23 protein-coding genes and 2 pseudogenes are annotated in these 25,025 nt (G+C 69.0%); 5 read left to right on the top strand and 20 right to left on the bottom strand.

The genetic code is table 11. The features are described from left to right. Positions 1-401: 401 nt before the first annotated feature. Both ABT171_RS32845 and ABT171_RS32840 read left to right on the top strand, forming a co-directional pair. Positions 402-674 carry a hypothetical protein gene (locus tag ABT171_RS32845; RefSeq protein ID WP_351250043.1) on the top strand — a complete coding sequence of 91 codons (273 nt, stop codon included), beginning with the start codon at positions 402-404 and terminating at the stop codon, positions 672-674. Positions 675-1,501: 827 nt separating this feature from the next. After that, the gene (locus ABT171_RS32840; RefSeq protein WP_351250042.1) at positions 1,502-2,086 is read left to right on the top strand and encodes a hypothetical protein; all 585 of its coding nucleotides are present in this window, start codon (positions 1,502-1,504) and stop codon (positions 2,084-2,086) included. Between the two features lie 292 nt (positions 2,087-2,378). Here ABT171_RS32840 and ABT171_RS32835 read toward each other — a convergent pair whose 3' ends face one another. Beyond that, complete coding sequence (locus ABT171_RS32835) at positions 2,379-2,678, bottom strand: hypothetical protein (RefSeq protein WP_351250090.1); 300 nt, start codon at positions 2,676-2,678, stop codon at positions 2,379-2,381. Here ABT171_RS32835 and ABT171_RS32830 point away from each other — a divergent pair. Further along, positions 2,672-3,454 (top strand): annotated as a pseudogene (locus ABT171_RS32830) (IS5 family transposase). The gene ABT171_RS32835 and the pseudogene ABT171_RS32830 overlap by 7 nt on opposite strands. 9 nt (positions 3,455-3,463) lie before the next feature. Here the strand turns inward: ABT171_RS32830 and ABT171_RS32825 are convergent. Next, positions 3,464-3,760, bottom strand: a complete 297-nt coding sequence (locus tag ABT171_RS32825) for a hypothetical protein (RefSeq protein ID WP_351250041.1) — start codon at positions 3,758-3,760, stop codon at positions 3,464-3,466. A 126-nt stretch (positions 3,761-3,886) separates the two neighbouring features. Between ABT171_RS32825 and ABT171_RS32820 the strand changes: the two are divergent. Continuing rightward, positions 3,887-4,374: pseudogene (locus tag ABT171_RS32820) on the top strand (helix-turn-helix domain-containing protein); the annotation flags it as partial. A gap of 202 nt (positions 4,375-4,576) precedes the next feature. Here the strand turns inward: ABT171_RS32820 and ABT171_RS32815 are convergent. Beyond that, positions 4,577-5,206: a hypothetical protein gene (locus ABT171_RS32815; RefSeq protein ID WP_351250040.1), complete on the bottom strand. Its 630-nt coding sequence runs from the start codon at positions 5,204-5,206 to the stop codon at positions 4,577-4,579. 912 nt (positions 5,207-6,118) lie between these two features. Between ABT171_RS32815 and ABT171_RS32810 the strand changes: the two genes are divergently transcribed. Further along, positions 6,119-6,340, top strand: a complete 222-nt coding sequence (locus tag ABT171_RS32810; protein ID WP_351250039.1) for a hypothetical protein — start codon at positions 6,119-6,121, stop codon at positions 6,338-6,340. A gap of 584 nt (positions 6,341-6,924) precedes the next feature. Here ABT171_RS32810 and ABT171_RS32800 read toward each other — a convergent pair. From ABT171_RS32800 to ABT171_RS32720, 17 genes are all read right to left on the bottom strand, one after another. After that, complete coding sequence (locus ABT171_RS32800) at positions 6,925-7,080, bottom strand: hypothetical protein (RefSeq protein ID WP_351250038.1); 156 nt, start codon at positions 7,078-7,080, stop codon at positions 6,925-6,927. A 245-nt stretch (positions 7,081-7,325) separates the two neighbouring features. Then, positions 7,326-10,700: a hypothetical protein gene (locus ABT171_RS32795; protein ID WP_351250037.1), complete on the bottom strand. Its 3,375-nt coding sequence runs from the start codon at positions 10,698-10,700 to the stop codon at positions 7,326-7,328. A gap of 6 nt (positions 10,701-10,706) precedes the next feature. Next, positions 10,707-11,093: a pilus assembly protein TadG-related protein gene (locus ABT171_RS32790; protein ID WP_351250036.1), complete on the bottom strand. Its 387-nt coding sequence runs from the start codon at positions 11,091-11,093 to the stop codon at positions 10,707-10,709. A gap of 68 nt (positions 11,094-11,161) precedes the next feature. Further along, on the bottom strand, positions 11,162-11,614 hold the full coding sequence (locus ABT171_RS32785) for a TadE/TadG family type IV pilus assembly protein (RefSeq protein ID WP_351250035.1): 453 nt from the start codon (positions 11,612-11,614) through the stop codon (positions 11,162-11,164). Then, positions 11,611-12,030 (bottom strand): TadE/TadG family type IV pilus assembly protein, encoded by a 420-nt coding sequence (locus ABT171_RS32780; protein ID WP_351250034.1) that lies wholly within the window; start codon positions 12,028-12,030, stop codon positions 11,611-11,613. Before ABT171_RS32780 ends, ABT171_RS32785 begins: the two co-directional genes overlap by 4 nt. Positions 12,031-12,065: 35 nt before the next feature. Continuing rightward, complete coding sequence (locus ABT171_RS32775) at positions 12,066-12,254, bottom strand: hypothetical protein (RefSeq protein WP_351250033.1); 189 nt, start codon at positions 12,252-12,254, stop codon at positions 12,066-12,068. 16 nt (positions 12,255-12,270) lie between these two features. Beyond that, the gene (locus ABT171_RS32770) at positions 12,271-13,164 is read right to left on the bottom strand and encodes a type II secretion system F family protein (RefSeq protein ID WP_351250032.1); all 894 of its coding nucleotides are present in this window, start codon (positions 13,162-13,164) and stop codon (positions 12,271-12,273) included. After that, the gene (locus ABT171_RS32765) at positions 13,161-14,153 is read right to left on the bottom strand and encodes a type II secretion system F family protein (protein WP_351250031.1); all 993 of its coding nucleotides are present in this window, start codon (positions 14,151-14,153) and stop codon (positions 13,161-13,163) included. The genes ABT171_RS32770 and ABT171_RS32765 overlap by 4 nt, the downstream gene beginning before the upstream one ends. Before the next feature lie 43 nt (positions 14,154-14,196). Beyond that, positions 14,197-15,804 carry a TadA family conjugal transfer-associated ATPase gene (locus tag ABT171_RS32760; protein WP_351250030.1) on the bottom strand — a complete coding sequence of 536 codons (1,608 nt, stop codon included), beginning with the start codon at positions 15,802-15,804 and terminating at the stop codon, positions 14,197-14,199. After that, the gene (locus tag ABT171_RS32755; RefSeq protein WP_351250029.1) at positions 15,797-16,672 is read right to left on the bottom strand and encodes a hypothetical protein; all 876 of its coding nucleotides are present in this window, start codon (positions 16,670-16,672) and stop codon (positions 15,797-15,799) included. The genes ABT171_RS32760 and ABT171_RS32755 overlap by 8 nt, the downstream gene beginning before the upstream one ends. Positions 16,673-16,675: 3 nt before the next feature. Continuing rightward, a complete protein-coding gene (locus tag ABT171_RS32750) occupies positions 16,676-17,356 on the bottom strand; it encodes an SAF domain-containing protein (RefSeq protein ID WP_351250028.1) in 681 nt (226 codons plus the stop codon). A gap of 47 nt (positions 17,357-17,403) precedes the next feature. Continuing rightward, positions 17,404-17,982: an ATP/GTP-binding protein gene (locus tag ABT171_RS32745; RefSeq protein ID WP_351250027.1), complete on the bottom strand. Its 579-nt coding sequence runs from the start codon at positions 17,980-17,982 to the stop codon at positions 17,404-17,406. A 311-nt stretch (positions 17,983-18,293) separates the two neighbouring features. Continuing rightward, positions 18,294-18,839, bottom strand: a complete 546-nt coding sequence (locus ABT171_RS32740) for a hypothetical protein (RefSeq protein WP_351250026.1) — start codon at positions 18,837-18,839, stop codon at positions 18,294-18,296. 886 nt (positions 18,840-19,725) lie between these two features. Then, positions 19,726-20,640 carry a replication-relaxation family protein gene (locus tag ABT171_RS32735; protein WP_351250025.1) on the bottom strand — a complete coding sequence of 305 codons (915 nt, stop codon included), beginning with the start codon at positions 20,638-20,640 and terminating at the stop codon, positions 19,726-19,728. Further along, positions 20,631-23,258, bottom strand: coding sequence for an ATP/GTP-binding protein (locus ABT171_RS32730; RefSeq protein WP_351250024.1), 2,628 nt, complete (start codon positions 23,256-23,258; stop codon positions 20,631-20,633). The genes ABT171_RS32735 and ABT171_RS32730 overlap by 10 nt, the downstream gene beginning before the upstream one ends. Next, positions 23,234-23,887 carry a hypothetical protein gene (locus ABT171_RS32725; RefSeq protein WP_351250023.1) on the bottom strand — a complete coding sequence of 218 codons (654 nt, stop codon included), beginning with the start codon at positions 23,885-23,887 and terminating at the stop codon, positions 23,234-23,236. The genes ABT171_RS32730 and ABT171_RS32725 overlap by 25 nt, the downstream gene beginning before the upstream one ends. Further along, on the bottom strand, positions 23,884-24,996 hold the full coding sequence (locus ABT171_RS32720) for a C40 family peptidase (RefSeq protein ID WP_351250022.1): 1,113 nt from the start codon (positions 24,994-24,996) through the stop codon (positions 23,884-23,886). Before ABT171_RS32720 ends, ABT171_RS32725 begins: the two co-directional genes overlap by 4 nt. Positions 24,997-25,025 lie beyond the last annotated feature (29 nt).

The raw sequence follows: 25,025 nt of genomic DNA, 5'->3' as shown, positions 1-25,025 counted from the left end.
GTCGTGCTGCTCAACGACGGCGGGACGTCTTCAGGCCGTTCTTCTTCAGCCGGGCGAGGCCCTACAACCTCCGCGAGCAATGGATAAACCGATTCGTTCGCCGCCCCCCGTCATTCTTGCCGGAGTGAAGAGGGCGGCGAACCCACCAACCAAGGAAACTGAGCGTTTCTCTCTGGATCTATCGGTGATCGCCTGGCTTTACAGCCACGCTCAAAGGGTCAGCAAACGGGACTTCGATGCTCCTGTCAAGAGGAAAACTCGGGAAATTTCCCGGCCGTCGACCGCCCTGGACAAATTCGTCACCTTGACGCAAACTCGTGTGCACACCGAATCTGCCTCACGGGTCGTGTCGATCTTGCCGGAGTGAGCGACCCGTTGAGGCCCGCCCCAGGGAGATGTCAATGGTGATCCTTCTCTGCCTCATGGTCATTGCTGGACAGGTCCTCCAATCCTTCTATGCCCCCCTGTGTACTGCGCTGATCCATTCGACCATCCCGGAATTCGGAAGCCTTCAACACGTCCTAATTCAGACCGGAGTTGCGGCCATTTTCACGTTCGTGCTCTTCGACGTCATCAGGCGGTCCGTCTCCACAGACGGACGGGTGCAATGGTTCACGGCGGCATTGCTCGGATGGAGCCTGGGAGAACTCATCACGCCCTTCATCGGCCCCTAGTAGGGCCGTTTAGTTAGCACACGGGATGAGCCCGCCGCCGCGGCGCATGACCGGCTCTGGCTCGTACCGTCACGCCTCGGGCCGTGAAGGATCCGCCTGGCGCAGGCAGTACACGCACCGGGACTGCGAATCGACGCGGCCCATGCACCGCCGGCAGTCCCCGGCTGCGCGCACCGGCCCCCGGCCGTCCGCGCAGCCGGGGCAGGTCATCACCGGCTGCCGGAAGCCGAAAGCTGACCACCCACCCGTCGCCTTGAGCGGCGTCGCGCGCCAGCTGCGAGACCTCGGAGGCGGAGCGCGCGTCTTCGTCGTCGCCGGTCTCCACCGCCAGGTAGATGGCGAAGCAGTCGTCGGTGTCGCGCACGACAGCCACTCCTGTGGCATTCGATCCCCTCTCCAACCTCAACTGCGTCCCACAAGACCTGCTGATGGGAACGTCCTCGCACTGGCGTCCCCGCAAAAGCCGGATCCGTATGAGTTGAACCGGAGTAGGGGAACCCTGCCGGGAACCTGCGGTACACCTGGCGGCTGGAAGTTGAAGGCCGCCACCTCGCATCAAGGTCCCTGAGCAGCCCGGAGCCCGGCCCTCAAGAGGCGGAGGCGGTCACGGCGACGCTGCCAGCTGGTGTTCTTCACCGCGTGCAAGGCCGCTGGGGGCGCCGGTGGAGGGGAGGGGCCCAACTCGGGGCGGCTCCGTAACAGTACGTGCAGTGAGCGGGCCGCACACCTCGGCAGGGCCGTCGCCTGACCGGGGTGCCAGACACATTGCTTGCGACAGGCGAGCGGCGACGCCCCGTGCCGGCACCCGCAGGGGTTTGCGTTCGGTGGTGAGCGAGATCGAGCAGGGCGGGCTCGCCGTGGGCAGTAGCCGGCAGTGGCGGCTCGCCATCCTTCGGTCCGGCTGGCGGGTGGTTGACCGACGCAAGGCGTTACCCGCCATGGCGACAGGGCACACGTCTTCCCACCTGGGCTCGCCCACCGGACGGCACCGGGACAGATGTGGGGCGAGCGAGCGCGGGCGTGACGTGGCTGCTCTTCGGGGCGTCAGAGCTGTGGGGGATGATCGGGTCATGCTGCGAGCGAGAGACGAGCACGGTCGTCAGGTGAAAAATCCGGGGCCCACGGCCTTGAGCCGGATGGTGGCGAACCTCGGGCGCGGCAACGCCTTCGTCATCGTCGAGCGAGTCGACGATGACGCGGCTAGCGAGTGGTATGTGCAGGTGTGGCTCAGGGATGACAACACCTATCAGCTGGAGTTCCGTGACGGGACGGCGGCAGAGCACTACCAGACCCGGACGATCTCCCAGGAAAAAGTGATCGCCGCCCTGAACGGCTGGGCCAAGGGCCGCCCGAATTGGAAGGACGCTCTCATGTGGAACAAGATCGGCGCCTCGTTCGAGAACGCCGACTGACCCTGCCGCCGCCTGAGGCCGACAAGGTCAGTGACGTGCGGTCGATCAGCTGCGCCGCATGGGGATGACGTCGGGACTTGCTGCGGGGATGGCGGGCCGCGCGGCCTCGGGAGTGGCGAGAAGCGCCACGATGGTGACGGGCTTGTCTGCCATGACCCTCCAGTCGGCGGGCGACCGGACGTCGGGCCCTCAGTCCGGCGAAGGACACCGGTCGGCGGCCGGTGTGGTCGGCTTCCTTACGCTGGTGACGTCTGTAAACGTTGCCGTGCCCCACGCCAGCGGTGCAGGAAGGTTACGTCGCGCGTGCATGCCCTGCCGATGTAGACCGTCCGGGTGTCTGCCGCCGCTGTTGTTCGACGGCCGGGTCTTCCTGGGCGTGCCGCACAACCTTCTTCACGGCCTGCTCCACTTCGTACTGGCTGGCCTCGGTGGCTTTGGCGTGCGCGGCGACGGCCGCCTGCACGGCCTCGAACGCCTCGCGCCAGCGGCGCCACTGGGCGTCGTGGTCGTCACCGGCGAGGCCGGCGAGCTTCGCGCGCTCTTCCTCGGCGGATCGTTCCAGTCGGAGCAGCTCATGGGGGGCCTCTGCCACGAGCACGGATCCTTGACGCGCTGTGGGAGTTGTTCCAGCTGGTGGTGCCAGAGGCTCCGTCGCGTCCGCAGGGCGGGGGCCGACGCCGGTGTGATGACCGTGCGGTGCTGGCCGCGATTGTGTTCGTGGCCACCTCGGGCTGCACCTGGCGGCAACTGCCGCCGGTGTTCGGGGCTTCCTGGCAGACGGTGCACCGGCGCTTCGGCGACTGGTCGGCAGCCCGGGTGTGGGCCAAGCTGCACCGGGTGCTGCTGGATCGGCTAGGTGCGAACGGGGAGGCGGACTGGTCGCGCTGCGCGATCGACTCCACCAGTGTCCGGGTGGTCAAAGGGGCCCTTGACGGGACCGAATCCGACCGACCGCGGCAAGCAGGGCTCGAAGATCCATGTCATCTGCGACCGCAACGGTCTGCCCCTCTCTGTCGGCATCTCCGCCGCCAACCTTCACGACAGTCAGGCACTGGTGCCGCTGATGCAGGGCATACCGCCGATCCGCTCCCGCCGGGGCCCCAGGCGCCGCCGCCCAACCAAGCTCCACGCAGACAAGGGCTACGACTTCGATCACTACGGAACTGGTTGCGCCGTCGGCGGATCGTGCCGCGCATCGCAGGTCGCGGCACGGAGAGCTCCGACCGCCTTGGCCGGCACCGCTGGGTCATCGAACGCACGCTGTCGTGGCTTGGCGGCTGCCGTCGCCTACACCGCCGCTACGAGCGCAAGGCCGAGCGCTTTCTTGCCTTCGTCGCCCTCGCCGGCGCTCTGATCTGCTACCGATGACTGCTGTGTTCAACCATGCTGCGTAGCAACACCGGCAAACAGAACAGCCGCCGCACCGAGAACAAGCAGGTGAACGGACCCGGCGATCCACCATCGCAGGCCCATCAACCCGCCACCCCCCACGATCGCTGCGCAACCGCTGATCCACGCCCCGCGCCGCCCGGCTTGGGCAGTGCGAATGCCAGAGGATCCGAAGTCATCACCCGAGAACATCACATGCATCCCGAGCCAGGCGATAAGCACGGCCGACACCGGAAGAAGCACGATCGCCAGCCCAAGATCCAACCACACCGAAGGACGCTGCATGTCCGCCAGCGTGCCGCCCCACCCGCAGACGCACCTGAGTATCGGTACTCATCTGCACGCCAACTGAGACAATCTTTTACGAGTTGGTGCGTGATAGCGGGTGGGCATGCTCGTGTGGTGAGGGGCATGGTCCATCGGGCGGTGTTGGCGCATCCGGTGTTCACGGGCGTCTCGATAGCTCATCTTGCGTCGTTGGTTGAGGAGTTGGCCCGCCTGTGGGCGTCCGCGGTGGAGGGACGGCGTTTCCAGCAACGAGGTGGTGTGAGGAGACGTGCGCAGGGTGCCGGTGCCCGCTATCGGCCAGTGTTGGGGACCGGCTGTTGGCCACGCTGATTAATCTGCGACACGATCTGCCGCACGCTGTGCTGGCAGTGCTGTTCGGTGTCGATCGCTCGACTGTCACCCGGGCCGTCGGTGGGATGCGTCGGCTGCTGGCGGAGCGGGGTTTTGCTGTTCCCGACAGGCCTGGCATGCGGCTTCGAACGCCTCAGGACGTCTTCGCCTATGCGCAGGCCGAGGGTGTCGAGCTGAGGTTGGACGCCACCGAGGTGCAGGTCCGACGGCCGGCCGCCGGGCGGGGCGGCAGGCGGGCATTCGTGTCAGGCAAGAAGAAGCTACGGGCCGGTCTGGTCCGTCGCGAAGCCGCACCGGCATAGCGGGAAGCCTCCGGCTTCAGCCGGGGGAGGAGTCACCAGATCCAGGTCTTCCTGCACACGGGGGATCACCCTGGGGTTCTCGACGAGCTCGATGAGTGCATCTGGTGGGTCGGTGGCGGCGTGTGGTGATGACATTTGCGCTCTGGTCGGGAGATGGATGTTAAGGCGTCGCGGTGGTCTGTTCGGTGGTCAGGCGGGCTCGCCAGTCACGGACGTTGTCGGGGGGGATGGAGGCGAGGCGGGCTATCTCCGCGTCGTCGCGGCCGTCGGCCCAGGCCAGGATCCGGGTCACGGTGCGGTTCCGCGCGGTGCGGAGGTCTTTGAGTATGCCTTCGAGGCGTTCGACTTCCTTGCCTTCGTAGACGAGCTGCTGGTCGACGGCGGTCCGTTCGTCGGCGCGCAGCTGCTGCAGGTAGGCGGGGAGACCGGTCAGCACCAGCCCGTCCTCGTGCGCGGCGTTCTGGAAGCGTTCGGCCAGGGCCGCCAGCACGCAGTCCGGCACGTCGGCGAGCGTGGCTGCGGGGGGCTTGGCCGCCTCCCAGGTGCCCCTGCCGGCCTCTGTCGTCTCCAACCAGGTGCGGGCCTCCGTCGGGGAACGGTCGCCGCACGCCCGGGCGCGGTAGGCGTACAGGGCGGCGCGATGGCCGTAGAAGGTGAAACCGTCCTCGATCTGCCGGTCGCCGGGGCGGCACATCCGCCCCGGGACACCGCCGTAGCCCGAGTCGGGCCGGTAGTCGGCGTAGGCCTCCAGTTCCGCGTCGGTGGCCACTTCCCAGGACGGGTCGCACACCGGGGAGCTGGCGCTCCAGGTGCTCGCGCGAGGCTCGCCAGTCGACGTCCCCGAACCAGACCGCACCGCTCTGCGCGTCGATGGCCAGCCACTGGTGGTATCCCACGCCCGGGCCGTCCCGCTCCTCTTGCTGCTCGGCGTCTTCGTCGTGCCAGACGTACTCGGCGGGGGGCGGGTTCAGCCCCACGGCCACGAAGCCGTCCTCCACCCGATAGCCGGTGAGGATGTGGGCTGTGATCGGTGCGCTGTCGGCGGCGGTCATGAGGGGTTTCCTCTCGGTGGGACAGTAACCGCCGCAAACCGTAGTGAGCCTGTCGGTCACCAGTTCAATTTTGAGTCATTCATGCCTGGCTCGGCGCGGCAGGCGGGCACTGCCGGGGCCCCGGTGTCACGCGAGGTCTACGCGCGTGCAAGTGATCTCCAGGTTGGCCGTAATTCACGCGGCCTCCACGTTTTATTCACTTCACGGCATGCTTTTGCAGCCCGCCCTCGATCGATTCGAAGGCATGTCGGGCGCATACGGCCGCATGGGACACCGGTCGCCAGATCGGCAAACACCTATAGTTTACGGTTCTCCTACTGGTCAGGGGTTGCGGCGCGTTCCCCACGAACGCAACGTGCTTGACGCCAGCCGCCGCCGATCCGGCGCGACCTTTCACCACCGGCATCCGCCGAAAAGCTCCGCCCTTGAACACCGCACTCTCAGGAGCCCTCTCCGTCGCCCTGCTCCTGGGCGGTGCTGGCCTGCGCGGTGATCCAGCCGTGGGGCTGGCCGTTACTGAGGATCTCGGCGCGGTGTCGCCTGGCGGTCGACGAGACCTGGTGGAGGACATGTGACCGGAGCTGCTGTACGTGTCGGGGCTGGTGGGCACGAGGGGGGAGTGCGACGGTGAAGTCGTCGTGGTGGAGGAGATGTCCAGCTCTGCGGTCGGCAACGAGGTGCTGGTCCGTGACGGGGCGGGCCGCCGGTTCCGGTTGTCGCTGCGTGAGGTGCTCGCCTCTGGCCGGGCCCAGGTCATCGCGACCGGACCGGGGCCACAGGCGGACGACGACCGCGAGACGGCCTCGGTGCTGCTCGCTCAGCTCAGCGATGAGGAACCTGCCGCAGTTCGGGAGCGGGCTGCCCATCCCTGATCTTGCGTGGGTATCCCCGGCTTCAGCCGGGGAGGGAAACGCATCCTCGGACCAAGCCGCGCAGCGGCGGAGTTCGCTGCGCCTCTTCAGCCAGGAAAAGTTCCACTGCATCGCGTGCGACCACCAGGCGCACGCGGACACGGTGGGCGCGATCAACGTTCTACGGGCCGGGCTGGTCCGTCGCGAAGCCGCAGGCATAGCGAGAAACCCCCGGCTTCAGCCGGGGGAGGAGTCACAGCAACGAGGTTCTGACCGGCTTCCCGGTCGGGCAGCGACGAACTCGCAGAGCCTGGCGAGCCCCGGCCGCAGTACGCGGACCACGGTGCCCAAGCTGCAGTGATACGAGGAGAAGGCCACCGAGCTGGGCGTGAGCGTGAGGGCCATCAAGCGGTGGGCGCGCTGGCGACCGGGAAGCCGGGCTCGTGCGTGACGGCCCGGACCGTGGGAGCGGCGACATGGGAGGGCTGGGCCGGGCCGCCGTGCGGTGGGTTGAGATGGCCCTGGGGATCATGGCCGAGCACGGGAAGGACTCGAAGCCGGCCCGTGGAAGGTGAACCGTTCCGTCGGCCCGCGCCTGGAGGCCGCTACGGCGAAGGGGAGGTGAAGCTGCCACGTCGCGCGACGGCATACCGGTGGCCGTCGGCCCAGACGAGTTCCAGCCGGTGGTGGGCGTCGGCCACCCGCTCAAGCAGCACCTTCGCGGCGGCGCGGTCCCCGATGTCCGGGCGCATGAAGCCCAAGACGAAGAGGATCGCGCTACATCACGGGCGTCGCCCTGGCGGTCGTCGGGTACGCCCTACTGCTGTGGCATGGCCCCTGGTGGATCGACGGCGCTCACCTCCGCACTGTGTAGGGGTTCACTGATGGTGTGGGGGCCCGGCCGCCCGCCTTGTGTGGGGTGGCGCTGGGTGAGCTGTTGGGCTGCGCAGCCTGCGGCGTGGCTTCCAGCCGGTAGCGCGTGCTGCGCATGCTGTGCACCGGTCTTCTACAGGGCCTTGTGCGTGGCAGGGTCATGGCCATGGAGGAGTTCGTTGATCAGCTGCTCCGTCTCCAGTTCCAGGGACGCATCCAGTGATCTGTCGACCTGCTGGATGCGAGCGATGGCGGTGTGCAAGCCCGAACGGTTCCCGGCGGCGTGTTCCACCCTCATCCAGTCCCTGTACAGCAACTCGGCGCTGTCGTCGACGTTGAGGCCGGTCGCGATGGCTTGGCGTGCTGCGCTGAGGTTGTGGTGGGGGCCGGGTGGGGTGCGGTAGGTGGCTATGGTGTGCGCGACGTCGATGATCCTTGTGATCATTTCTTGTTGGAAGGGTTCGGCCCAGGGCAGCGGCTTGGAGCCGAACGGGCGTCCTCGCACCAGGCCGAGCGCCTTCTCCAGATCTGGGAGACCGGCTGGTCCCTGGGGCAGTGCGCGTTCGGCGAGTTGGAGGAACCTTGTCCAGTCGCAGCGGACGGTGGGGGCCAGCCGGTAGGGGTCGTCGCCGGTGCGGCGGCGTGGCACGTATGCGTTGCCGGCCGGGTCGTTGCCCAGGGCGCGGCGCAGGCCCTGCAGGCGGGCGTTCAGGGTGGTCGGTGACCACGGGTTGAGCGGGTCCATATCAGTGCACAGCGCATCGGCGCTGCGGCCGGGGCGGAAGTACATCAGCGCCGCGAGCTGGGCGATGCGCGGGCCGTGCCCGGAGCTGGCGACGTTGTCCACTTCGACTGGTCCCAGGACGCGGATCTCCGGTGCATGCAGGTCGTGTGCTTCGCCCGGCGTCGTGCGTTTGGCGCTGTTCGGTTCTGGCACCGCAGAGGTCGGGCCTTTTGGTTCTTCGGTCTTGGGTGCATCTGTGGCGGGGTCCTTTCCGAGGTGGTTCTGCCCGTGATGTGGTGCGGCAGGCAGGAGACGGAGTGCGGAGGGATCGGTGCTGGCGGCGAGCAGGGCCGGGAACACGTCGCTGTCGGTCACGTTGCCTGTCACGGGCGCCGTCGCGTCGGTCTTGCTGCTGCGGTCCGGGTCGGCTGCGGTGCCGTCGGATTCCTGAGGGGATGTCTGCTCGGTCTGATGCGTACCTTCAAGCTCCTCTGGAACGTCCTGCCAGGGGCCCTCGGCTGGGTGGGACGGCTGCCCGGACACCTTCAAGGCGGTGCTGATCTGCAGGTAGGCGGCGTGTTCCAGGCGCTGCAGGGTGATGTCGGTGCCGATGGAGTTGAGGGGCTGTGGTGTGCTGAGGGATGCATTGAGGGTTTCTGCTTCGGGGAAGTGCGCCGCGGCCAAGTGGGCGGGGGCGATGAGCGTGACGGGAACGTCGCCGGCTTTGTCGATGAGGTCGGCGAACTGCCAGGCGGTGTCGGTGTCCAGGGTGGCCGTGCACAGCAGCAGATAGGGCTGATGCTGGGTGTCGGGCATCTGGTGCGCTTCCAGCAGCCGTTCAGTCAGGTCGCGCAGGGCATGGGCGGGCTGCCGCATGTGTGCGATCCGGCAGGTGGGCAGGAGCTGCGGCAGGTCCTCGCCGAAGCCGACGGTGACCACTTCGGCCTCACTCGCCCACGGGCTCATCCCGAGTTCCAGGGCGAGCGAGGTGCATACCTCGGTGATGTGCAGCGGATCGCCGTCCAGCAGCAGGGCGGGCGTCTGCGCGAGGTTGAACAGGACGAGTTCACCCGAGGCAGTGCTGCCGATGGTGACCAGGCCCGGATACGGGGCCGGCATCCCGCGTGTTTCGTCCTGGTCCAGGAGATGGGCGTCGGCGGCCAGCTGCCACCATCCGGCCTGCCCCATCGTGAACGGCGCCCGGGGCTGCTGGGCGAGGTCCTCCGGTAGGACCTCCAGCGAGCGGGCCCCGATCCGTGCGGCCCGCAGCATGGGCGCCGTTTGACCATCCTGGCCGGCCAGGTACGCGAGGGTGTGCAGTGCCAGGTGCAGGCGGGTGGCACCAGCGGGTTCGGCGGCCGCTGCGAGTTTCGCCTCTGCGGGAGAGGTTTCCGAAGCGATGGCGATGGTCTCGCCCGGCTTGCGGCGGCGGCGCTGCAGCAGCCTGCGTACGGTAAGCGCCCCGGTGATGGCGGCTGCCAGCAGTGCGCCGGCGCCCAGGATTGTGCGTAGCTGCAGCGGGCTGCTCGCTGACGACGCAGGCGCCTGGGTGCCGGTTGCAGCGGGGGAGGAGCCGGGTGCGGAGGCGCTGGCAGAGGGCCGGGACGCCGTGGGCGGCACCTGTTGCTCCCGGCCGGGCTGCGCGCCGGGCGTGGAGGATGCCGGCGGGCTCGCACTCGGTGCGGGGGCCGGCTCCTTGCCCTCGGTGTGGCCCTGGTCCTGCTGGTCGTGGCCAGTCGTGGTGGGCGGGGGCGTGTGCGGGCGGCTGCCGGAGTTGCCGGCATGCCCATCGCCCTTGCGCCCGGTGCCCAGGTCTTGATCGTGCCGGTCGGATGGGGCGCCGGGCACGGTGATCTGCTGCCCCGGGTAGATCACATTCGGGTTGGTGATCTCGGGGAGGCCGCCTGGTTGGGGTTTGCCCCGGCTGGCCTCGAACAGCTGCGGCCAGGCGTTACCGTCGCCGAGTTCCTTCTGGGCAATCTTCGACAGGTAGTCGCCGTCCCGCGCGGTGACCACGCGTTCCCTCTTCTCGGAGGCGGCCGGTGCACGGGCACTCAGCTGTGTGCGCACCCCTTCTGATGCAGAGGCTTCGGAGTTGTTGTCCGCTGTGTCGCTGGTGGCGGGGGCGGAAGTGCGGGCGTCGAGGGGCAGCTTGATGAGTGCTGCTTTCGGCAAGTACTGGTCGCCGGCGGTCAGTTCGGGCAGGTGCGGATTGAGGGCGGCGAGGTCTTTCCAGCGCTGGCCGTTGCCGAGATAGATCTCGGCAAGGTCCCAGGGGGTCTCGGTGGCCGATGTGACGGTGTGCGTGGGGAAACCGGCGTCGGCACTGGGTGTGCTGCTTGGTGTGGCCGCGGCGCTCGCGGCGGGGCCGTTCACGGTTTGGGTGTTGGCGATGGCGGGGGTGGTGGTGGCGGCTGATGCGGCGGTCGGGGCCAGCAGGACGATGCCGCCGACCAGGAAGCCGGCCAGGGCCTGCATGCTGCCCAGGCCGCGGATGCGGGGCGCCGAGCGGCGACGGGCGACGGCGACGACTTCGAGGGCGACGCTGAAGGTGAACGCGGCCCAGGCGGCCCAGCCGATGCAGGTGAGGGCGACCAGCCACAGGGTGCCGTCGTCCTGCTCAAGCAGCAGGTTGGCCCCGCCGGACAGCTCGGTGGGCTGGTGGCCGAGGGTGAGCAGGGCGAGGGGGCCGCCACCGACCAGGGCCGTGAGGAGGACGAGGCCGAGGAGAGCGCGCAGCAGTACGCCGGCGGCGCGCAGCGGCTTGGGGGTGCGGGGTGCCATAGCGGCTCAGCCTCCGGCGTGGGTTTGCAGGTGGGCGGTCGCGGTGCCGTTCACGTGGATCGTGCCCACGCCGAGCAGGGATGCGAAGCGGGTGGCGTAGGTGCCGTGGACGGTCACCGTCAGGGTCTGCCCGCCGTCGGTGATCTGTACGTCGCCCTGCACATGCGCGGCGGCGAGGTAGTCCAGGGCGGCTCCGCGCGCGGCGTCGGGGTCGATGGTGATGGCGGTGCCCTGGATCGCTTGGGCGGCATCGACCTGCTCGCCGGCAGCGCGGGCAGCCTCTTGGGCCAGGGAGGTGGCGCGGTTGGACGCGTTCAGGGCGCCGCCGCCGTCGACGAGCAACCCCATGACCATGAGGATGGCGAGTGCGGACAGTGCCAGGAACAGGGACATGGATCCGCGGTCGCCTCGGGCGGCCAATTGGGCGCGGCGGCGGGCCGGCAGCTTCCGTACGGCGTGGATCATTGCCGCCCCCGGTAGGTGTCGATCGGGCTGGTCCAGGTCGCTGTGAGGGTCTTGGATCCGGGTAGGCCGGGCAGGGCGATGTCCGACAGGCGCGCGGTGCACGAGATGGTGGCGGTCACGGTGGCGGTCTGGCCGACGTCGAGAAAGTAGCCGGAGGTGTCGACCAAGACGTCGGTGGTCTGGCAGGTGACGCCGTCGCCGCTGAGGCTGTCCTGGGCGGCCGCCTGGGCCTGGGCCTGGGCGCGGGCGGCGTCGCGCTCGAGAGAGGCGGCCCGGGCCGCGGCGTGGGCGGCTGCGTCGACAGCTCCGTCGGCGTCGATGACACGGCCGAAGGCGATCATCAGGCCGAGCAGGGCGATGATGGCCGGGGCGATCACGACGACTTCGAGCGAGGCGCTTCCCCGGTCATGGCCTGCTCGGCGGCGCGCGGCCGTACGGAGGCGGATCATGGATTGGTCCAGCGTTCGATCGGGCCGTGGGCGTCCTGGATGACGGTGAGTTCCAGTCCGGGAACGAGGGTGGCGATGTGCCCGGTGACCGTGATGTGGAGCTCTTCGGCGGTGCTGCCGGCGGAGGAGACGGACGCGCCGCGCACGCTGCCGCCGAACTTGGCGAGGAAGTCCTGCGCCTGGGCGACGCCGTCGCCCGGGCCAGAGCCGAACCGGCGCCCGGTGTCGACGCCCTGCCGCGCGGCGGACTGCGCGACCTTGCGGGCGTGGAAGTACAAGCCGACCTGGATGATGGTGAAGACCAGCATCAGCACCACGACAGCCAGGACGGCGACCTCCACACTGCCGTTCCCGCGATCTGAACGCAGCCGGGCGGCCAGTGCCCGCCAGCGGCTCCTGCGCGTGTGCGCCTTCACCGTCTTTGTCCTTCCCCTGGTCGTGGGTTCGCCGCTCAGCCGCCGTTGATGATGCCGATCTTCTCCAGGACCTTGGTTCTGATGGCGGCGACCACGAGTCCGGCCACCACGATCAGGACGGCTGCCATGACGGCGAGTTCGGTGGTGGACTGGCCCGTGTCACCAGCGTTCTTGATCTGTTCCCAGCGGGCCCGCAGCAGGGTCGTGAGGTAGGTGAGGTCCATCGTTCTTCCTTTTGGGTCAGCTGCCGAGAATGGTGATCGTCAGGGGAATCATCACGAAAGTGATCATGAGGATGACCCCGAAGGTGACCGGCAGGATCATCGCGGCGGAGGCTTCGTTGGCCTTGGCCTTCTGGTCGGACAGCAGCGCGATGCGCAGCTGCCGGGCCTGCGCCTGCAAGGTGGTGTAGACGGCGGCGCCGTCCCCGGCCAGAGCGAGGGTGTCGGCCGGCCGGGTCAGCTCGGGGATGTCGAGCTCCTCACCGAGCTGCTTCAAGGCGTCCCACGCAGTGACGCCGGCGAGGTCGGCCTGGTGGAAGACCTGCCGCATCCGCTCGAAGATGAAGTTCTCGCCAACCCGGGCGGTGTCAGTCAGGGCCTGGGCGGCACCGGAGTTGGCGACCCGGGCCAAAGCTACGCGCTCAAGGTAGGAGGCGGCCGCGTGCCGCACGATCAGGCGGGCCTCAGCGGCCTCCTTGGCGACCTCGCGGCCCGGCCACAGCCAGAACAGCGCCGCCAGCCCGAGGGAAAGGCCTGCCGGGACGACGTAGGGAAACCGTGCGCCGGCGAGGGCGAGCATGGCCTGCAGCAGCTGCGGAACGACCAGCCCGTAGAGGGCGAACAGGAATCGCTTGCCGAGGTGTTCGGCCGGGCTGATACGCAGCAGATTCAGATCGCGCATCGGCAGGGCGATGCGGTCACCGAAGTCGGCCAGGAGCCGGTTGCCGACGCGTTCGGGCAGCGATCCGGTGGGGACGAGAGCGTCGCCGGGCAAGGCGGCGGGCACCTTGCCGGCGTCCAGCCGGTCCAGGACGCTGGTCAGATCAGGTTTGGCGGGCCAGGCGGCGCGCACGCCCAGACCGAGCAGAACGCCGGTAGCGGCCGCAGGCGCGACCACGTTCAGGGGGATCATCGGGCTTCCTCCGTCCGGGCAGGTGCGGCGGCCGCAGAGACCCAGACCTGCGGACGGCTATCGCCGGCGCCGAAGGCGTAGCCGAGAGAGATCTCCCGTGTGCGGTGCTTGTCGATCTCGATCAGGCGCGGGTCGGGGCTGGTGCGCGCGATGCGGCGCAGAAGCATCAGCGTCCAGGCGAAGCCGGCGCCGAGGAGGGCGAGGACCCCCTGCCCTGCTGGCGTCTGGTACCAGCCCGACCAGCCCTGGTTCAGCATGCAGCCGAGCACGACGATGAGCACAACGATGGACACCATGCGGGCGCTTTTGCGGACCTTGGCCCGGTCGGCCTCGACGTCGCGGGCGTCAGCGGCCTGCTGGTGGATGGTGACAGCCAGGGCTTCGAGCGCGTCAGCGAGACCGGGACCCTTGTAGACGGCGTGGGACTGGAAGAGCAGCACCACGTGGTCGAAGACGCCGTCGGCCATCTCGTCGGCGAACAAGTCGAAGGCATCGTGTGTCTCCATGCCGGCGCGCAGCCGCTCGGACAGGCCGCGGACGTTCGCCGCGATCGGCGCGGGGGCGTTCTTCACCGAGGCACGGATCGTGGCCGGCAGGCCGATGCCCGCGGTGTGCACACCGGCGAGATGGTTGAGCCACTGCGCGAGGGCCTCGAGGCGTTCGATGCGCGCCTGCGCGGAGACTCCCGGGTTGAGGACGAACGGCAGGCCGAGGACGGCGGCCCCGGCGAGCAGACCGTGAACAGGCCAGCCCGTGTAGGCCCACACCCCGAAGGTGACGACGCCGGCGAGGGTGACCAAATAGCGCCAGCGGGCCTGCCACTTCTCCGGCAGCTCGGCCCGTGCGCGCCGGATACGGGCGGCGACCTGGCGGCGCGGCTTGAGCGGATTGGGCGTGCGGCCGCGGATCTCGCGCACCAGGGCGATGACAGCAACGACGGCGAGCATGGCGAACAGGACGGCAAACAGGGAGAGTTCGCGTATGTTCACGGTGCCTCTCCCATGCGTACCCGAAGGGTCGGGACCAGTGGCGTCATAAGGAGGGGCCCTTTCGCTGCAGGGGCCCGCCCCACGCGCCGAGCGGATTGTCGGTCAGCCAGGCGCGGTGGAAGCAAGGGCTGCCCTCGAGGTCGGGGAACCGGGACTTGTTCTCCAGCTCGTTGATGAAGGAGGGCATGTTCTTGAAGATGGCGCGTGGCTCCTGCCGGCCGGCGGGTCCGAAGATCTCGGTGGTGCTGGGGCGGCCACCTTCGCCGACGACGTCGTGGACCTCGTAGACGTGGCTGATGTAGCGGTGCTTGCGGCCGCCGTACTTCACGTCGTCCCAGTCGTAGGCGATGTAGACGACGACGTCGATGGATGCGGCGATGAGGTGGTGGGCTGCCTCGGTGGCCATGCCGGCCTCCGTGCACAGCTGCACCAGGCGGCTGATGATCGCGTGCGGGCGGCGCACGTGCATCGTGCACATCGATCCGGAGCCACCGGCCGACATGGCCTGCAGCATCGGCACGATCTCGGTGGAACGGACCTCACCAACGACAACCCGGGTGGCGTTGTACCTCAACGCGGTGGCGAACATGTCGGAGATCGTGATCTCGCCGGCCATCTTGTCGCCGAGGATCTCGCCGTTGCTCTGCCTCGCCTCGAACGCATAGGTGACGGGGCCGGGCCGGCCGGAGGCGGCCGGTTCGTCCAGGTACAGCTCGCGGTCGGACTCCAGGGTGACCAGGCGCTCATCCGCGGGGACTTCCCGGCCGAGCGCACGCAGCAGGGATGTCTTGCCTGCACCCATGTCACCGACCACGAGCAGGTTCATCCGGGCCTGGACGCAGGCCCGCAGGAAGTAGGTCAGGATCGGGTTGAGGGTGCCCCACTGGCGCAGCTCGTCCAGGCCGGTGTCGCGCAGGCGGTGCTTGCGGATGACGACGGAAGGGCGGCTGGTGAGCATGGAGGCGGTCACGCGGGAGCCGTCGGGCATGCGAAAGCCCACCATCGGGGTGGACTGGGTCAGGCCGCGTTCGCCGTGACCGGACAGGCGGGCCATCCGGTTGACCCACGCGATGAGCTCCTCATGGGAGTCGGCGACCCGCTCGATGGTGCGGCGCGGCCGGTCGAGGTACTCGACGTGCGCACGCAAGCCGTCGACCATGACGTCCTCCACGCCCTCCTCGTCCAGCAGGCTCTGCAGTCGGCCGCCGCGGTACATGGAGTTGAAGACCGCGGTGCCGATGGCTTGTTCCTGTGCCTCGGTGAGGGGCACGTTGGCCTGCGCATACTTGGCGGACCAGTCCGCGACCGCGGTGGTGGCCAGGGAGCGGGCGAGCGCCCGCCGGTCGGCTTCCTCCATAAGCCGCTGGGGATCCCGTGCGGTCAGCTGCTTGGAGACCTCGGCCTGCAGCGTCTCGATGACCTCCCAGTCCACCGGCAGCTCGCCGGGCAGTCCGGCCAGGCGGGGCACCGCGGCGGGGTCGGTCCGGGCCAGCGGGACGACAGGCGGCGTCACCGGCGACGCGGTGGGCACGGGCCGCGCCTCGAGAGCAGCGCGCTGGGTGAGATGTCCGGCCAGGAGGCCGGCGATGTCGTCGCGGCCCATGGCCAGCTGATGGCCGTTGACGCCCGGACGCTGATGGCTGTCAGCCATGCTTCACTCCCCCTTCGGGGTGCTGCCGATTCAGCCGCTGCAGGATCCCGGCCAGTTGGGAAGCGGCAGGGGAGTACTGCTGCTGGAGGTGGCGGCGCGACGCCGCGGCCTCGATCTGCTCGGTGGCGGTGCGGGCGTGGCGCAGCAGCGGGCTGCGGCCGTAGCCGCGAGGCGGGTGGCCGCCGACGGTGAGGTAGTGGGCGACGTCCGGGGCGTAGGGCAGGGCGGCGATCACCGGCGTCTGCAAGGATTCGCCGACCTGATGGGCCCGGAAGGGACCTTCTTCGATCAGCAGCAGGCCGAGCGCGTCGGCACCGGAACCTTGTTCGTGCAGTGCGGTGCGCAGCGGGGGGATGACGTGGCGGGCCAGGGCGAGGGACTGCTCGGTGCCCCGTACGACGAGCAGGACCAGGTCGGCCCGGTACAGCAGCGGGGCCGGGGTCAGGGTCGGGTGGAGATGTCCGGCCTCCAGCGCGAGCCGGCCTGCGTCGATGAAGACATCGTGGCCTGCTTGCTGTGCCATGACGTGCAGGACGTCAGCGAGAGCGGGCCAGGTGCGGGCGAGGGCCGCGGCCTGGGCAGGGTCGGTCAGCCCGGGCAGCAGCTTGCGGTGTCCGGGCTGGTCGAGGTGCCACAGGTGGGAGGCGAAGGCGTTGGCGAGGGCCTCGGGCCCGGTGCGCTCCGCGCGAGCAAGGTGGTAGAGGCCGAAGCCGGCGCTCACCTGGCCTCCGAGTAGCCCGGCCCGGATGGTGCCGCCGGCCGGGTCGCACTCGGCGAGCAGCGAGGCTCGTTTGGAAGCAAGGGTGAGAGTGAGCGCGGCGGCGGTGACGCCGCAGGACTTCGCGGAAACGAGTGCGGTGACGGGCATGGGCTAGTGGCTCCGAGGTTCCCGTACGAGCGCGATACGGCCCTGGGAGGCGAGGCTGGCCAGCGCGGCGCCGTCGTTCGTACCGACGGCAAGATTGACGACAACCGCGCCGGAGGCGTCCGGGCGGGACACCGACACCACCACCGCCGCGATCGACGAGGCACTGGGATCGTCCTTCGCCGTCGTGCTGCCCTGGGCAGGCGTGGTGACCGCGAGGACCTTGTCGCCGGGAAACAGGGTGCCAGCCGGTGCCTGACCACGCTTGACCAGGACGCCGACCTGCTGCATTTCGTCACCCAAGCCAGTGCCGGCAGTCAGCTGCGAGGCAAGCAGCAGCCCGCCCTGGCGCAGGTCGACGGCCGTCCGCTTCCCCACCACCGACGCCTTGTCGGACGCCGGCATCGGAGTCAGTGCCGCGTCGGCGGAGACCTCCGCGACGGTGACGTCCGCTGCTGTCAGGACCTGCCCGGCCGGGACATCGCGCGCGACGGCGAGCACCTTCGTACGTGAACTGGCGGAGTTGACGGCCCATGCCGCGCCCAGGGCACAGACCACCGCCAGCACGATGCACAACGCCGCCACCGACCAGCGGCGTTCCCGCTTGACGGGCGCCGTAGTGGTGATCGGCAGCTCAGCGCGGCCCGGACCATTCGGGCGCGGCACGGTCAGTGCAGCAGAATCCATGACGGACAGTGACCTTTCGGGTTTTCTCTCGTGTGCAGTGCGCTAGTTCAGTTCAGGACCTGCACTTCACGGACATCGACCGTGAAAGCGGACTGACGGGTCTGGGTGAACTCCCCGGTCTCGCCAGGGCCCGCGGTGACCGTCCAGTCGACGGTCCAGGTAGCCGTCGCCGTGCCGTGAAATTTGCCGCCCGCCTCGCTGGTCGAAGCCTTGTCGTACACGTGGCCGCAGTCTGGTGAAGGCGCCTTGCCCAGGGAGGCCTGGTACTTCGTGCCCGGCCCGTTGCACACCACGGCGTCAGTGCCGTCGCCCATATCCCAGCTGATTGAGGAAACCTTCGCGGTAGCGATCACGGTCACCCCGGCGAGTGAAGCCGATGCTGAGTTCGGGCCGTAGGTCGTGGGGCTCTGGTTGACCCACATCCACATCGGCATGCCAACGACGTAATGCGCTGCGGCCCGCGGGCTGGCGATACTGGGCCCCGTCAGTAGCATTTTGTCGACGGCCTCTCGCGCCAGTTGCTCCGGGTCGACGTTTGATTCCGGCTCACTAGCTGCCCAGAAGACTTGTGGCACGACCGGCGCGCCAGCAAGTCCACCGGCGACGTCGCTGATACACACCCGCATGTAGATCGCTCCATCACCGGGTTTGTGCCCTTGCCACACGGGAGCGCCAGCGGGTGGCTGCGGATCCAGGCGCTGCGCAACGCACTGCGGCGGTGCCGGTTTACTGCCTCCGTTGTCGGATCCCTTTGCAGGGGAGCTGCCTTGCTGATGAGAGCCGCCCGGCAAGCCTGGCTGCTGCCGGCACACGGTGACGTACCTACTTTCCGCATGGCACCGCCCACCGATGACAGGTGCGTCATCTGCCGACGCAGGCATGGTCGTTACCGCCCAGACCGCGACGTTGCCCAAGAAGACCGCCGGGAGAGATCGCCTTAGCATGTGCGGTCTCCCTCAGGTGTCACTTCCGTGATCATCCACCGCTTCCCCCACTTCTCCGCCTTGGACGTTGTGATGTAACGCAGAGGCTGATTCGAGGGGAACGGCTGCACCTGCCCGGACTTCCTGTTGACCGTCTTCCAAGTTGAGATGTCCAGACAGTCCTGCACGACTGCCTTAGGGATGGCGCCGGTGAGAGTCATCTGGGTGACCTGCGCCTGGTGCTTTGGAGCCCCGGTGGTCGCATTTCCGCCCTTCTTCATGACCAGAACATCGCCCATAGCCTCGCCAAGAGCCTTCTCTGTGGCGTACTTCTTCAGGTCCGTGCCCTGGACGTCTCCCCGCGCATACGCCTTGACCTGCTCGGCCCAAAAGGCGTCGTAGGTCTTGAGCACAGCCGCCTTCTCCGGCGCATCCGGGGCTGCCGAGGAGGTCGGGGCTGTGGGCGACGATGCCGACGCCGGGGTGTGCTCGGAGGCCTTGTTGCCGCCGTGGGAGGAACTGCAAGCAGTCAAGGCGAGCATGCTCAGCGAGACGGACACTGCAACGAGATTTCGGAAGCGAACAGTTGAATGAGGGATCCGGTGTGCGCGGCGGTTCACGTTGCCTCCACGTTCGGCGCGCCGTGGACGGGCGGCCGACGCGGGTGTGCCCGCTCAAAGACCCGCCCCTGAAACTGGTCGAGCTGCGCTGATGCGCTATGTGTAGTCATCAGGTTACGCATATGCCAGTCAACTTCCCAGCGTGATACTTGAGTTCACTCGTTCATCATGGGTCGTATCCGGTCACTTTCGGAACCGGATGTTGATTTGCAGGTCTGTGTCTTCGCTCGTCGCGCCAGCACATCTCGCGAGGTGTACGCCGGGTTGGGTGAGCGTCCTGTGGGCGGGCGGGAAATCTCTGCTTGTCGGGTTTTCGCCGATTGCGTGGTTCGAAGGCAACCGGCGTGCCGCCTTCGTCGGTGCGGCTGGGCGGCCAGGGCACGCTGTCGGGCCGGGGTGTGGAGCTGGCGAGGGTGTGGTGGTGGCCGAGGCAAGCGACGTGAACTGACTGGGGTAAAGGCGATCTTCTTGTCTTGTCTGGCCGTAGAGCCAAAGTGCGTCGCTGTCGAGGGCGGCGTGCCAGTGGGAGTGCACCGTGTTCGGGTCGGCGATGTTCGAAGTCGCCGCTGCCACAGGGCATGCGGGTGTCCGTGGAGTGCGAGAGACTTGGGCCCGGGTGGGTTGTTGGCCACGGGGGGACTGCTTCGGAAGTGCGAATTGCGTCGGCAGTTGGCGGCACGCTTCGTCCCTAATGGCCGGTTGTCGCAACGAAGTTGCAGGCCGAGGCTCCGCTGTGCAGAAGTAAGCCGTGTGTTCGCTTGAGTAAATTTCAAGAGGTTTGGGTGTAGTTGTAAGGCTGCGGCATCCGGCCACAGGGGCCGGGACGTCACAGTTCGGTCCAGGGACGGGGCTTGCCGCCGGCCAGCGGCTCCCACATGTCGTCGGTGGTGCCGTGTTCTTCGATGTCTTCGAGGACGGCCGCGCCCAGCGGTACTTCGCGGGCCAGGTCAGCCACGAGCGGATGGTGAGCGACCATGGCTTTGAGGTCGCTGATCCGGTTGTCCATCGCCTGCCGGCCAGCGCCAGTCAGCACGAAGAGGATCCGCGGGAATACCGGGTACCACCGCAGCCATCCGGGGCTGCCCGCCTGTCGGCGCCGCCCGACGGGCTGTGGCTCGTACGTCCACAGCCTGGCGTACTCGATCAGTTTCGCGGCCAGCCGCTCGGCCCCCATCGTGGCCCGGTCGACCTCGATGAACGCCCTCAGTTTCCGCCGCTGCTGGCCGTCGATGAGGGTGTAGTGCATGACCGCGTCGGCCACGACCCTCTCTCCGTCACCGATCGCGTGGAACACCTCCGGGGTCCAGTCCAGGTGACCATGCTCGTCGCCGCGCCGGCGGGCATCGGCGACGAACGCCAGGTGCGTCCGCAGGACGGTCAGGGTATGTGGGGTCTTCAGAGAGGCGGCCGTCACCGTGGTGATCGGATACGGCGGGCGGCCCCGCAGCGCGGGCCAGTCCCGCGTGAGTCGGGCGCCCTTCGGCGTGAGATACCAGACTCGGGTGCGGTGGGACTGGGGAAGCACGGCGAAGTCGACCAGGCGCTCGTCGAGCAGATCGTTCAGCCGCTCCGAGACCGACTGGCGGGAGCGGTCGGGCCGCAGCAGGACATGCAGCTGGCCGGTTGAGGCCATGCGGTGCTGAGCGAGCGTGGCCAGGAGCTGATGCGCGAGTGGTTCCACGGGGCTGGGCGTGAAGCCTGCCGTCGTGCGGTCCGTCGGCTGGGCAGTGGTCAGGTCCATTCGCTTTCCTTCGAGAGGTTGACAGCAGCGCCGGCAGGGGAGTGCGCGGCGAGGAAGGCGGCGACGCGGCCGAGCTGCTTTGCGGCGCGGTCGGTGAGCTGATCCAGCGGGACCGCCTGGGCGTTCGCCTGGGCGGCCCACTCCAGCGCGGGGACCTCCCGTGGGCGGGCCTGGGCGGCGAAGACGGTGTCGAGATGGGGCCCGCGCAGTAGGACGGGTCCGATGCGACGGCCGTGCACGTTCATGGAGACGTAGTGCTCGAAGCGGTCCATGGTGGCGACCCGGTCGGGGCTGGGGTCATCGCCCCATTCGGCCGTGATCGGAGCGATCGCGGACTTCGCCCCGGCGGTGGTGGCCAGCGTGGACGCGTTTTGCACCAGGGACAGCCGCACGGGCGTGGGAAGGCGGGACAGCAGCTGAGTCATGCCGTGGATGTGGCACCGGTACTTGCGTAGATCCTCGAACATCGACGCGATGGTCTCCGGTGCCGCACCGGTCAGGGTGATCAGCTCGTCGAAGTACGGGCGGAACGGCACCCGTATCTCTTCAGGGGTGTCGCGCCGGGAGCGGGCGGCCCGCAGCAGATCCCGGGCGAGCAGCGCGGTCAGGAGGCGGTCGGTGGGCCCGTTGCCGCCCGGGCACACCCACACGATCATGCGTGAGTCCATCGCCGCGCGGATGTTGTAGACGCCTTCCGGCTGGCCGAGAAAGGCACGGGTGACCGGATTGGCGGCTAGGCGGGCGATCGGGTTGAGGACGACGGCGAACGCGTCGGGCGGCAGGGTCGGAAACACCGACTGCCACCATGCGCGGGTCTCCTCGTCCAGCTGGCCCGCCACCGTGGCTAGTGCTGCCTTGCGGAAGCCGGCGTCGCTGATCAGAGCCCGGATGTGGAAGATGGTGGCTTGGTCCTCGGGCTGTCCGGCCTGGCAGGCTGCCTCGTTGACCGCGACCAGTACGGTGAGCGTGGCGGTGAGGATGGTCAGCGCACGCGGTGCGGTCGCGTCGTCCCAGGCCAGTGCGGAGGCGCAGGCGTCGGCGATCGCCTCGACGACCTCGTGCGCCGCCTGCCCGTGATGCATCCCGAGCGGATTCCACGAACTGATCCGCGGGTTGGGACCGAGCCCGTTGAGGTCGACCAGCGCGATCCTCGGCATCAGGTGGTCGTGGGCCAGGAACGGCAGCGCGCGCGGCCAGGAGTCGCGGTGCGGGTCGACGAAGATCAGCCCGCCCCCCGCATGTGCCCAGCCGATTGCCTGCGCCAGGGCGCGCTCCGTCTTGCCGCCGCCGGCCTTGCCGACGCCGACCTCGAACAGGGTCTCTTCGGTGTAAGTGGCGACCAGCCGCTCGCGGCCGTCCGGGCTCCGATAGATGCCCTGCAGCAGCAGCTCGGGATCGCCGAAGACGAAGGTTGGCAGGTCGCGGGCGAGTACCGGCAGACGGCAGTGCACGGTCGGGGGTTTGAGCAGGCCCGTCAGCTCCTCCAGCCTGAGCCAGTTCGCGCGGGGCGGCTGGCAGTGCCCCAGATTCCAGCGGCGCTCGAAACCGCGTCGGGTGGGCCAGTGGTCGGCGCCGATCCGCCACGGTCCCAGGCGCCAGCCACGCATGGCCCACCTTGAGCGGCCACCGAATACGTCCAGGGCGGCCTGCAGTTGGGCGAGTCGGGCTTGGGCACGGCCTGCGGTGTTCGATGCGCACATCACCAGCAATTGCACGCGTACCAGGTGGTCGTCTTCGGCGAGCTTGCCCAGCGCTTCGGCCGGCTCCACCCGCCGGGGCACCGGCGGCATCACCAGCCGCCGCCCGGCGCCGGATGCGGGCTTGTCCGTGAGTATCTGCTGCAGCTGCCAGGCGAGGGAGTCCTCGATGCCGGAGGCGTCCTGCCGCAGCCAGCGCGCGGCCCGCTGGGCTTCCCGGCGTTCCGACCGGCGTGCGGCGCCCATCAACTGCAGGCGGCGTGCCCGCAGTACCCATTTCGGGGCCCGCTGGATGTCGAGTCGGATCTCGGCGAGGTCGCCGAGCTCGGCGCGCAGGTCGGCTACGGCATCGACGAGCGGCTGCAGCGGGTCGGGGATGAGGGGCACCTCGCGCAGCGGAGAGATGAGCTTGCCGCGCAGGATGAACTCGGCGCGCACGGCGTGCGTCCGTGGCGCGTCGGCGATCGGCCGGCCCCGGTTGACCGTGACGTCCGGCCCGAACGGCGTGATGGACAGTAGCCGTTCACCGCCCGCTGGGCCCTCGATGCGGTAGCGCAGCGGCGCACTGCCGTCGGCGCGCAGCCGGATCTGCACCGTCTTCGCCCGGCGGGGTGCCCACCAGGGCATGGCGGTGGACGCGCGGGCGAGCTGGACGCCGCGCCGGAAGATCTCCTCCATGCTCGGGTCGAAGTGCCGGGTGGAGACGAGCTCCAGGGCCATCCGCTCGGCCGAAGCCCTGGCCGCGAGCCGGCGTACCACCCACTCGCCCATGCCCCAGCACACGGCGATGGCCAGTGCGGGCAGGTACCAGTGGGCGTAGAGCCAGTCGGCGGCGTCGACCAGGCCGGTGACCAGGCCGAGTACCTGCCCAGTAGCCGGGTGATCGGCCCGGTGAGTCAGGTACGGGGCTGCCAAGTCCACGTCACTGCTCCCTTCTTCGAGGTTGTTCGGGTGAAGTGCCAGTCGGTGATGCGGAGGTCGGTGAAGGTGCCACCGCGGTCCGTGCCGGCCCACACCAGATGGACCACCGCCGTGTCTTGGCGGCCGTCCCGGCGGGCGAGGGCGGCCTGGATCCGGAAGCGTGCGGTGGCGAACGCCGGCGCCACCGCCTGGTCCGAGGCGGGGAACACTTGGGGCCACTTCGCGCGGCCGATGCCGGTGGCGTCGGCGCGGAGCAGCGCGCGGCCGGCGGTGAGTAACTCCCGCTGGTCGGTTGCGGGAAGGTCGGCGGGCCACGCTGCCTCCAGGTTCCGCTGGATGGCCTGGTCGCCAGCCACGCCCTCGCCGTGCGGTGGCAGAGCGGGCTCAGGGACCGACGGCGTCGATGCGCCGGATGCGGCGGATTGCGGGGAGGGCGGAGTGGGGACGGTCGGCTGGCTGGCAGGAGTCGCCGCAGCCGCTGGCAGATTGGCTGCGTGTGCGGTTGACGCCGTCGCCGGGGCCGGCAGCTCGTGGCCGTGCGGCACGCCCAGCAGGGCGACGCCACCGACGACGGCGAGCAGGACGGTGATCAGCATCAGCAGGCGCGGTGAGCGTGGGGTTGTTGTCACAGCAGCCGTGCTCCCCCCGCATAGCCGGACATGGCGTTGACCGAGTCCATGCGCACGACGGTGCCCGGGCGGGCCGCGTTGATCATTTGGCCGCCGCCGGTGTAGATGCCGACGTGATAGATCGTGGAGTCGCGTTCGGGGGCGTAGGCGTAGAAGACGAGGTCGCCCGGCTTGAGGGCACCCGTGCCGAGGCTGGCGGGGATCCGCCGGCCATATCCGGCTTGCACGGCCGCGGTGCGAGGCAGGCTGATGCCAGCCTTGGCGTACGCGTAGGTGGTCAGCCCCGAGCAGTCGAAGCCCTTGATGCTGGCTCCGCTCTTGCCGCTGGGCGAGCAGCAGATCCCGTACGACGGGCCGTTCGCGGTGCCGCCGCCCCACGAGTAGGGCACGCCCCGCTGAGAGAGCGCGGCATCGATGACGGTGCGGACCTTACCGGAGACGTTCTTCAGCTCTGGGCCGTTGGCGGCCGCTGTGTACTGGTCGATCCACCCCAGCACGTTGGACAGGTACTCGTCGGAGTGGTTGTACTGCAGGATCGCGGCCTTCAGCTGCGATCGTTTCGTCAGGGCACGGCCGTTGCCGCAGAGATAGATCGCGGCGCCGAGGGCGGCGTCGTCGGCGTTGTGCGGGTCGGCGACATGATCGCCGTTGCCGTCCTTGCCGACGCTCTCCCAAGTTGAGGGCAGGAACTGGAAAGGGCCTACGGCCCGTTCACCGGTGGCGGTGCCGTCCCATTTGCCGCCGTCGGTGTCCGGGACGGCGGTGGTGTTGCCTCCGGCGCCGGAGCCGTTGAGGAGCACCCCGTAGATCTTCGGGCGGATGTCACCGTTGTCGGCGACGTTGTGGCCGATGGCGTGGTTGGACTCGACCTTGGCGATCCCGGCGAGGATCGGCCAGCGCATGCCCTGGCACTTCGGTACATACCTCCCGACCTGCTGAACAGCCTTCTTGTAGGCGGTCAGCATCCGGGCAGGGATGTCCGCGGCGCTGCCGCCCTCGGCGATTCCGCCATCGTCCTGTGCACCCGTCTTGAGCGCGACATACGCGCTGATCGCATTTCCTACCGGTGCGGCACAGCACACGGCGGCGAACATCAGCAGCGCGACCATGCATGCCCACCGCCTGATGCGGCGTCCCG

The organism is Streptomyces sp. NPDC001851, assembly GCF_040297165.1.
In the GTDB taxonomy this organism is placed as follows: domain Bacteria; phylum Actinomycetota; class Actinomycetes; order Streptomycetales; family Streptomycetaceae; genus Streptomyces.
The sequence above is the reverse complement of the archived record's forward strand: the minus strand, read 5'-3'. Positions and strand labels throughout refer to the sequence as shown.

What these genes read in the sequence shown, in the direction of transcription:
- ABT171_RS32790 (WP_351250036.1), bottom strand. Translation starts at nt 11,093, where the DNA reads ATGTCCCTGTTCCTGGCACTGTCCGCACTCGCCATCCTCATGGTCATG.
- ABT171_RS32735 (WP_351250025.1), bottom strand. Translation starts at nt 20,640, where the DNA reads ATGGACCTGACCACTGCCCAGCCGACGGACCGCACGACGGCAGGCTTC.
- ABT171_RS32785 (WP_351250035.1), bottom strand. Translation starts at nt 11,614, where the DNA reads ATGATCCGCCTCCGTACGGCCGCGCGCCGCCGAGCAGGCCATGACCGG.
- ABT171_RS32770 (WP_351250032.1), bottom strand. Translation starts at nt 13,164, where the DNA reads ATGATCCCCCTGAACGTGGTCGCGCCTGCGGCCGCTACCGGCGTTCTG.
- ABT171_RS32755 (WP_351250029.1), bottom strand. Translation starts at nt 16,672, where the DNA reads ATGCCCGTCACCGCACTCGTTTCCGCGAAGTCCTGCGGCGTCACCGCC.
- ABT171_RS32720 (WP_351250022.1), bottom strand. Translation starts at nt 24,996, where the DNA reads ATGGTCGCGCTGCTGATGTTCGCCGCCGTGTGCTGTGCCGCACCGGTA.
- ABT171_RS32825 (WP_351250041.1), bottom strand. Translation starts at nt 3,760, where the DNA reads ATGCAGCGTCCTTCGGTGTGGTTGGATCTTGGGCTGGCGATCGTGCTT.
- ABT171_RS32775 (WP_351250033.1), bottom strand. Translation starts at nt 12,254, where the DNA reads ATGGACCTCACCTACCTCACGACCCTGCTGCGGGCCCGCTGGGAACAG.
- ABT171_RS32795 (WP_351250037.1), bottom strand. Translation starts at nt 10,700, where the DNA reads ATGGCACCCCGCACCCCCAAGCCGCTGCGCGCCGCCGGCGTACTGCTG.
- ABT171_RS32845 (WP_351250043.1), top strand. Translation starts at nt 402, where the DNA reads ATGGTGATCCTTCTCTGCCTCATGGTCATTGCTGGACAGGTCCTCCAA.
- ABT171_RS32745 (WP_351250027.1), bottom strand. Translation starts at nt 17,982, where the DNA reads ATGCGGGTGTGTATCAGCGACGTCGCCGGTGGACTTGCTGGCGCGCCG.
- ABT171_RS32760 (WP_351250030.1), bottom strand. Translation starts at nt 15,804, where the DNA reads ATGGCTGACAGCCATCAGCGTCCGGGCGTCAACGGCCATCAGCTGGCC.
- ABT171_RS32810 (WP_351250039.1), top strand. Translation starts at nt 6,119, where the DNA reads ATGTCCAGCTCTGCGGTCGGCAACGAGGTGCTGGTCCGTGACGGGGCG.
- ABT171_RS32750 (WP_351250028.1), bottom strand. Translation starts at nt 17,356, where the DNA reads ATGGATTCTGCTGCACTGACCGTGCCGCGCCCGAATGGTCCGGGCCGC.